6 protein-coding genes are annotated in these 7,681 nt (G+C 51.1%); 3 read left to right on the top strand and 3 right to left on the bottom strand.

The genetic code is table 11. From position 1 onward, the window contains the following. Positions 1-122: 122 nt before the first annotated feature. The 3 genes from QVP67_RS12915 to QVP67_RS12905 all read right to left on the bottom strand — a co-directional run bounded on the left by QVP67_RS12915 (position 123) and on the right by QVP67_RS12905 (position 4,247). Positions 123-1,433, bottom strand: a complete 1,311-nt coding sequence (locus QVP67_RS12915; protein ID WP_022163981.1) for an ABC transporter permease — start codon at positions 1,431-1,433, stop codon at positions 123-125. 144 nt (positions 1,434-1,577) lie between these two features. After that, the gene (locus QVP67_RS12910; RefSeq protein ID WP_022163980.1) at positions 1,578-2,882 is read right to left on the bottom strand and encodes an ABC transporter permease; all 1,305 of its coding nucleotides are present in this window, start codon (positions 2,880-2,882) and stop codon (positions 1,578-1,580) included. 114 nt (positions 2,883-2,996) lie between these two features. Then, complete coding sequence (locus QVP67_RS12905; protein WP_022163979.1) at positions 2,997-4,247, bottom strand: efflux RND transporter periplasmic adaptor subunit; 1,251 nt, start codon at positions 4,245-4,247, stop codon at positions 2,997-2,999. 1,160 nt (positions 4,248-5,407) lie between these two features. On the opposite strand from QVP67_RS12905, the gene QVP67_RS12900 reads away from it, so the two are divergent. From QVP67_RS12900 to QVP67_RS12890, 3 genes are read left to right on the top strand one after another with little or no spacing between them, the layout of a single operon-like run. After that, positions 5,408-5,800 carry a hypothetical protein gene (locus tag QVP67_RS12900; protein WP_022163977.1) on the top strand — a complete coding sequence of 131 codons (393 nt, stop codon included), beginning with the start codon at positions 5,408-5,410 and terminating at the stop codon, positions 5,798-5,800. Positions 5,801-5,811: 11 nt separating this feature from the next. Continuing rightward, a complete protein-coding gene (locus QVP67_RS12895; protein WP_022163976.1) occupies positions 5,812-7,101 on the top strand; it encodes a DUF3440 domain-containing protein in 1,290 nt (429 codons plus the stop codon). Then, positions 7,098-7,649, top strand: a complete 552-nt coding sequence (locus tag QVP67_RS12890) for an IbrB-like domain-containing protein (RefSeq protein WP_022163975.1) — start codon at positions 7,098-7,100, stop codon at positions 7,647-7,649. Before QVP67_RS12895 ends, QVP67_RS12890 begins: the two co-directional genes overlap by 4 nt. Positions 7,650-7,681: the final 32 nt, after the last annotated feature.

The following is a 7,681-nucleotide window of genomic DNA, read 5'->3' as shown; positions in this document are numbered from 1 at the left end:
AAGGGCTTGTTTGAAATAGGTCTTTAGCATACGGCTATTATTTTAGTTGACAAGGGGACAAGGCTTCAGACCACGAGGACCTGCCTTGCCAACTCGTCTACTCGTTTACTTGTTAACTAAACTCATTCCTCCCTCAACGCCTCCACCGGCAACGCACGTGCCGCACGGCGCACAGGAATATACGTTCCGACCAGTGCTATCAACACCAGAACCAGGTAGCTGAGTGCCAGCACCACGGTGAAGTGGAAGCCGAAACGGTTCTGCCCATAGGCAGGATTGGGCACAAAATAACTCCTCATCTCTACCATGTACAGGCCGCTGGTATGGGCATGGTAGAGCAGGAAGGGAATGACCAACACGAAGGCCACCGTCAGCAACAGCCAGGCTTCGATGAGGAACTGCCGCACGATGCACCCCTGCGAGGCGCCCATGCTACGCATCACCCCAATCTCGCCGCGACGGGCATTGCTGCGTATCCAAAAGGTGCCCACCATGCCCAGGAAAATGCAGAGCAGGGCGAAACCCGTCAGAGCGTATTGCAGGCGAAGCTTATTGGTGACACCGCTTTTCATGGCATAGTCCTCGCTCAGCTCCGAGAATTCCTTCAGGCTGTCTAAATAGAAGTTGCCGACGGAGAGCTGCGGCGCCACTTCCTGCTGGAAACGCTGTTTGAAGGCCGATACGTCCACACCCGGCTTCAGACGGAGCACGAAAGGATACATCCATGCCATATAAGGACTCCCTTGCATATCATCATACATACGGACAATAAGTGGATAGGGTTGCTCATAGTCGCGGTGCTTGAAGTCGCGGAACACACCCGCCACTTCGGAAGGGGTATCACCCTCATAGACTTTTCTCCCTACGACATCGGCCGTACCAAAAAGACGCCGGGCCAACAGTTCGGAAATGAAAACCTTTCCTTGCGTTTGTTCAGGCAGTCGGATGTCACCACCCGTACGGGCATCTTTCATACCGTAGGTGCGGAGCAGGTTACTGCCATCAAGTGTTATAAAATTGTACCACTGGGCATGTACGTATCCTTCCCCCTTGTGCAGGGAGGCAGTATCGGCAAAGACTTGCGTACCGCTCCACGAGTTGCTGTTGGGGAAACTTTGATTGGCGGAGATAGACCAGCTGTCCACTTCGGGTTGCTCGCGTACGATGCGGGCAAGGCGCGTGTAGGCCACCAGATTCATCGAGTCGGAAGCCATGTCGGGGTCGAAGTTGCCGTTCGTCTCGTCATACATGCCGATGTTCACCACATAAAGCCCTTCGGGATTATAGCCCCGGTCGATAGCACGGTTGGCAGTCAATACATAGATAGGATCGATAACAGTCCAGAGGAAGAAACTGACGACCAGCAGTTCCAGAAATATCCAGGCGTTCTGACGACGCTGGTTCCATAATTGGTGTAAGATGGTTTGAAGCATAATATTTTTCTAAGGCCTCACCCCCGACCCCTCTCCCAAGGAGAGGGGAGGAAGGATGTGGCAAGTTATATTACATTACTCTCTATATATTTCTATCATTCTTAATCCCCCTCTCCTTGGGAGAGGGGTTAGGGGTGAGGCCTCCTATCTCTTCGTATTCAACGATTCCATGATCGGATGCCGCATCGCCCCAAGCGCAGGTACAAGGGCCGACACCACATTGAGCACCACGCACACGGCCAGTGCGCTGCCGAACACAGCGGGATTGAACAGCATCTCAGGCGTGAGCGACGTGGAGAGCGAAGTGTTGTAGATGTTCTTGTCGAACAGCGTCAGAATCCAGTCGCTGGCCGTCAACACAATCAGGTAGGAAAAAAACAGGCCTGCCAGACCGCCCAGCAGTGTGAGCAACAGGTTCTCGCAGAGCACCTGCTCCAGCAGGCGACGGCGTGTAGCCCCGTAGGCCTTGCGGATGCCCAGCTCGGCAATGCGACTGTCCATACGCGAAGAAATCATGCCGCTCAGGTTCAAGGCAGGGATGAAGAGCAGGGCCAGCAGGATGTAGAGGAAATCCTTGACAAGCTCCATCGTGTCGGGTGCCTTCTCCACATCCTGGCGGAAAGTGCTGAGCCAGTAAGGATCGGGCTGACCCATCACGTCGTATTCATAGTCCTTGTCCTGCAGGGTATAGCGTCGGAACGCATCCTGCACCTCGCTACGTACTGTTTCGAGATTCTCCGCATCGTCCACCAGCAAAGAGACATACACATTGCCTAGCAAACCGAACCGGTCCAACTCCTTGGACATGTACTGCGCATTAAGCAAGGGCAGCCACAGGTCGCCAGCCGTCTCGGGTGTAGCATTGGAAACATCCCGCACCACACCGCATACACGGTAGTCGCGTCCGTTGAAGGTGAAGTGCCGACCCTCCACTCCTTCGACGGCGGCAAACAGTCGCTTGGCCAGCGACTCACCGATGACAGCCACCTGCGCCTTTGCTTCCACATCTTCCTGCGTGAATGGCTGGCCGTCGACAAAGCGGAAGGAAAAGACTTTCCAGAAAGCGCCGTTGGCAAAACGGGGAGTAACCTTGAAGGGTTTTACGTCTGCGACAGACACCTGATAATTTCCCCAGAAATCAATCATACTGCCTGCCACCTGCTCCACATGGGGCAGCCCCGGAAGCATCTGGTCTACTACATAATAGGCTACGCCGCCGTTGATGGTCCAGTTCTCGGGCTTTCCCTTCGGATAGCGTTTCAGGGGCTTCAGCACCAGCGTGCGGTCACGGTTATACTCGGGATAGACAGGGCCGAACTTGACGTAGAAGATGATGAACAGCGTCATCACCAACGCGATGGACAGACCCGTGCCCACCACGTAGATACCCGTGAAGAGGCGGTTCTGCCGCATCAGGGTCCAGGCTTGTTTGAAGTAGTTTTTCAGCATAGCTATTACTTGTTTGTTTCACCACAGAGGACACAGAGTTTCACAGAGTTTTTATTTAATTCATCACAGATTATATTCTCTGTGAAACTCTGTGTCCTCTGTGGTGATCGTTTCTTATTTCTTCAATTTCAGTTTGTTCTTGTTCTTATACTGGCTCATGTCGCTCACCACCACCTGGTCGCCCGGCTGGAGCCCCGAAACCACTTCGACGTACTCGAAGTTGGAGTCGCCCAGCTGCACCTTACGCTTCACAAGCTGACCTTCGCCATCGCGCACAAAAAGCTCATACTCGCCACGCCCCACATAGTACGAAGCATTGGCCACGCGCATCACGTCTTCCTTCACAGCGTTCATCACGTAAACGTCTGTCTTCAGGCCCGAACGCAGGCGGCGGTTGCTGTCGTCCTCCAGCTGCACGGTGAAGGAGATGACACCGTTCTTCGAAAGTGGAGTGACACTGCTCACCTGCCCTTCCAGCTTCTCGCTGCCTATCTTCACGATGGCCCGTCCGCCGGCTGCCACACGGTCGCCATAGGTATCGGCTATCTCGCCCTCTACCTTAAAGTGGCTCAGGTCGCTGATGACAGCTATCTGTGTGCCCTCGCCCACCTGCGCACCAATCTGGTTATTGATATAGGTAAGGATGGCCTTGCGGGGCGAACGTACCTGCGCGTCGTCCAGTGTACGCTTGGTTTCGGCCAGACTCTTGCGGAAGATGCTCAGGTCCAGTTCCTGCACCTTGTATTCGGCTGCCAGCACCTCCTGTTCGTTCTCGTACTGCTGGCGGAGCTGTTCCAGTTCCAGCTGGGCCACGTTGACACTCAGTTCGGCCTGACGCACCTTGTCGGTAGTACCCGAACCGAGACTGTCGAGATACTGCTCGTTGCGCAACTCCACCTTCATGCGGTTCAGCTTCATCTCGGACACCTTGATCTGCATGGCCAGATCTTTCAGTTTGGTCTCATTGTTCACCTGCAACTGCTGCAGCTTGTAGGTGCGCATCTGCTCCTCGTCCAGCTGCTTCTTGTATTCGGTCTCGGCACTCTGCAAGTCCAACTTCAGGATGGGCGTACCCACGTCCACGCTGTCGCCCCCTTTCTTATAGACTTCGAGGATGCGGGTATTGATGGGCGAGTTGATGATTTCCTCGAACGCCGGCACCACCTTGCCCGAGGCACTGACGCTGACTTCGATGGTTCCCCGGTCCACTTGCGAAAAGACGAGGTCCTTCTCCTTCACTCCCGTCCGCATCAGCGAGATGAGTACACTGATGACTACCACGCCCGACACTCCTGCGATGCCGTAACGTATCCACTTCTTGTTGCGCTCTTTGCGGCGCACTTCTTTCGGAATTTCTCTATCCATAGTTTTGTTTTTTGAGTTCTTAAATTAAGGAGTACCTGAAAGCCCTCGTCAGTATCGACAGAAACGGACAGTCCGGCAACATCCACATCTTTCCCAGCGAAATACGTGCCAAAGTCATAAACAACTGAAAAACAAGCGAGAAGCCAAAAAACGAAGTGTTCGATATCGGACACAGTGTACAGTTTCGGAAAATAAAAGGATAAAAATTAGAAAAAGCAATGCATATATACTATACTTTCCACCGAAGCAACACCTCATACAGCAATCACCCCAAATGGGAAAAAGAATTATATACACTTAAAACACACTTTCAAAACCACTATTTGTAAATATAGATAATCATAATTGGCAGATTTTCGCTGTAAATATTTAGAAAATTTCAAAATCCATGAATGGAACAATTTCAAAATAAAATAGTGATTTTCAAAACTTTATAAAAACTGAGGGCTCATTTTAGGGTTCAGGCTCACTATGAGCCTTCAAATACCGGTCTGCCTGCAATAAATTGTAAATATATAAAACCATTCATTAAACAAAATAATAGAGCATAATAATTTACTTTCAGAAGCAAGAAAGACAGATAACAAGCAACCACCATTCATCGTTATAAAATAAAAAATCACACTACTATTTTTCTTTATCAAAAGAGCAAAATATTAAAAACATTATACAAAAACCAATACAATGAGTACCTTCAGAACAAGCTACAGAGCAAAGTTTATCATGCCTAAATAAGAATATTAAAAAACACTAATCTATTAATAACCAGATACATATATAAAATCACCCCATTTGGAAGGCTCATAGTGAGCCTGAGCCCTAAAATGAGCCCTCGAACAGAGGAGAACACGCCAGACAAAATAGTAATAAAATAAAACATAGTAAAAGAAACAAAACTATCATCCGACTATATTTGCCATAAAAAAGAATGACACGCAACAGAATTGAAATGATACAGACGCTGACAAGCAACGAGAGTGCTTGTAACAAGCAATGTGGTATACACCGACAAGCAATGTAATGAAGCATAACAAGCAATGTTGCCAGAAACAAACTAATGTACAGCTCATTACTCTACTTCATTGTTAATTTTGCCTAAGAAAATAGCGACACAACCCCGAAAAGCCTTACTTTTAAAACCCAATAAGCGCAAACAGAATATGATGGAAATTACAAAACTGGACGGAACGGACGAAAGGCTCTATCCACTGGTAGGCCCCTTGGTGATGAATTCCAAAGTGCTGAAGCAGAACAACAACTACCCCTTCCGTACATCGGAAAGCTACACATGGTACATAGCCCGGGAGGAGAAACATGTGGTGGGCTTCGTGCCACTGGAGCAGAAAAAAAACGGCTACGTCATCAACAACTACTACATCGAAGGCAAGGCGGCACCCGTGCTGGAAGCCCTGCTAAAGCAGATTGCGGAAGACACGGCCGGCAGCCTGCCCCTGTATGCGGTAGCGTTGCTGGACGATGCCGATGTGTTCGAGGGACAAGCATTCGTCGTCGAGAAAAAATGGACACGCTACGTCCGGATGAGGAAAGGTTAAAGAAAGACTCCATGAAAAACAATAAAAACGTCTACGAACTGACTCAGGAACGGCTTGCAATGATCTTCAGGGACTTTGACAACGTGTGCGTATCCTTCTCGGGCGGAAAGGACAGCGGACTGCTGCTGAACCTCTGCATCGACTACGTGCGGCGGAACCGCCTGAACCGGAAAATCTGCGTATTCCACATGGACTACGAAATACAGTACACCCATACCATCGACTTCGTGAACCGCATCCTGGAGGCCAACCGCGACATTCTGGAAGTGTACCGCATCTGTGTGCCCTTCCGCGTGCCCACCTGCACATCCATGTACCAAAGCTTCTGGCGGCCGTGGGACGAACAGATGAAAGACATCTGGGTGCGCCCCATGCCCGCCGACTGCTACACCCGGAGCGACTTCCCCTTCTACTACGAAAAGATGTGGGACTACGAATTTCAGATACACTTTGCCAAGTGGCTGCACGCCCGAAAAGACGCCGTACGCTCCTGCTTCCTGATAGGCATTCGCACACAGGAAAGCCTGAACCGCTGGCGCAGCATCCACCTGAACCGCAAAATACACATGTACCACAACTATCGCTGGACATCGCGCATCGGCAACGACGTCTACAACGCCTATCCCCTGTACGACTGGAAAACCACCGACGTATGGACAGCCAACGGTAAGTTCCGCTTCGACTACAATCGCCTTTACGACCTCTACTACAAAGCAGGCGTCAATCTGGAACGGCAACGGGTAGCCAGCCCCTTCCTGTGCGAGGCGATGGAAAGCCTCTCCCTGTACAAGACCATCGACCCCGACATGTGGGGAAAGATGATAGGCCGCGTCAACGGAGTGAACTTCACAGGCATCTACGGAGGTACGCACGTCATGGGATGGCAAAGTATACGCCTGCCGCAAGGATACACGTGGAAAGAATTCATGCAATTCCTGCTCTCTACCCTGCCCGAACCAACCCGGCGCAATTATCAGCGGAAACTGACCGTCAGCATAGAATTCTGGCGCACACGGGGCGGATGCCTCAGCGAAACAACCATCCAGCGCCTCAAGGAAGCCGGAGTGAACTTCGAAGTAATGGAGACTACCAATTACAAGACCACCAAGAAACCCGTCCGGATGGAATATCTGGACGACATCGACATCCCCGAGTTCCGCGAAATACCCACCTACAAACGCATGTGCATCTGCATTCTGAAGAACGACCATGCCTGCAAGTACATGGGCTTCTCGCTGACCAAGGAAGAAGTGCGCAAACGCAACAAGATTATGGAACAATTTAAAAACATGCACCTATGAACGAAAGTCCAAGCCCGGTATACAACGTACAGGCCGTACCTATCGAGAAAGTACAGGCCAACGACTACAATCCCAACGTAGTAGCTCCGCCCGAAATGCGGCTGCTGGAACTGTCCATCTGGGAAGACGGTTTCACCATGCCCTGCGTCTGCTATTACGACCGCGAAGCCGATACCTACATTCTGGTGGACGGCTACCACCGCTACCAGGTGATGAAAACCTCGCGGCGGATATTCGAACGCGAAAAAGGCCTGTTACCCGTAGTGGTGATAGACAAAGACCTGTCGAACCGCATGGCTTCCACCATCCGGCACAACCGTGCCCGGGGCACACACAACATCGAACTGATGTGTCACATCGTGGCCGAACTGGACAAAGCCGGCATGTCCGACCAGTGGATTATGAAACACATCGGGATGGACCGCGACGAACTGCTTCGCCTAAAACAGATTTCGGGACTGGCCGACCTGTTTGCCGACAAAGACTTCAGTATCCCCGAACAGGACAACATCGACTGCGCATACATGCCGCTGGAAGACGAACTGTAGCCAGCACCTCCCTGCGCCACTATCCCGCAACA

The organism is Bacteroides sp. CAG:633, assembly GCF_000435115.1.
Lineage (GTDB): Bacteria > Bacteroidota > Bacteroidia > Bacteroidales > Bacteroidaceae > Bacteroides > Bacteroides ndongoniae.
The sequence above is the reverse complement of the archived record's forward strand: the minus strand, read 5'-3'. Positions and strand labels throughout refer to the sequence as shown.

Bases quoted from the DNA above. Each gene is read 5' to 3' on its own strand.
- QVP67_RS12915 (WP_022163981.1), bottom strand. From the start codon at position 1,433: ATGCTTCAAACCATCTTACACCAATTATGGAACCAGCGTCGTCAGAAC.
- QVP67_RS12910 (WP_022163980.1), bottom strand. From the start codon at position 2,882: ATGCTGAAAAACTACTTCAAACAAGCCTGGACCCTGATGCGGCAGAAC.
- QVP67_RS12905 (WP_022163979.1), bottom strand. From the start codon at position 4,247: ATGGATAGAGAAATTCCGAAAGAAGTGCGCCGCAAAGAGCGCAACAAG.
- QVP67_RS12900 (WP_022163977.1), top strand. From the start codon at position 5,408: ATGATGGAAATTACAAAACTGGACGGAACGGACGAAAGGCTCTATCCA.
- QVP67_RS12895 (WP_022163976.1), top strand. From the start codon at position 5,812: ATGAAAAACAATAAAAACGTCTACGAACTGACTCAGGAACGGCTTGCA.
- QVP67_RS12890 (WP_022163975.1), top strand. From the start codon at position 7,098: ATGAACGAAAGTCCAAGCCCGGTATACAACGTACAGGCCGTACCTATC.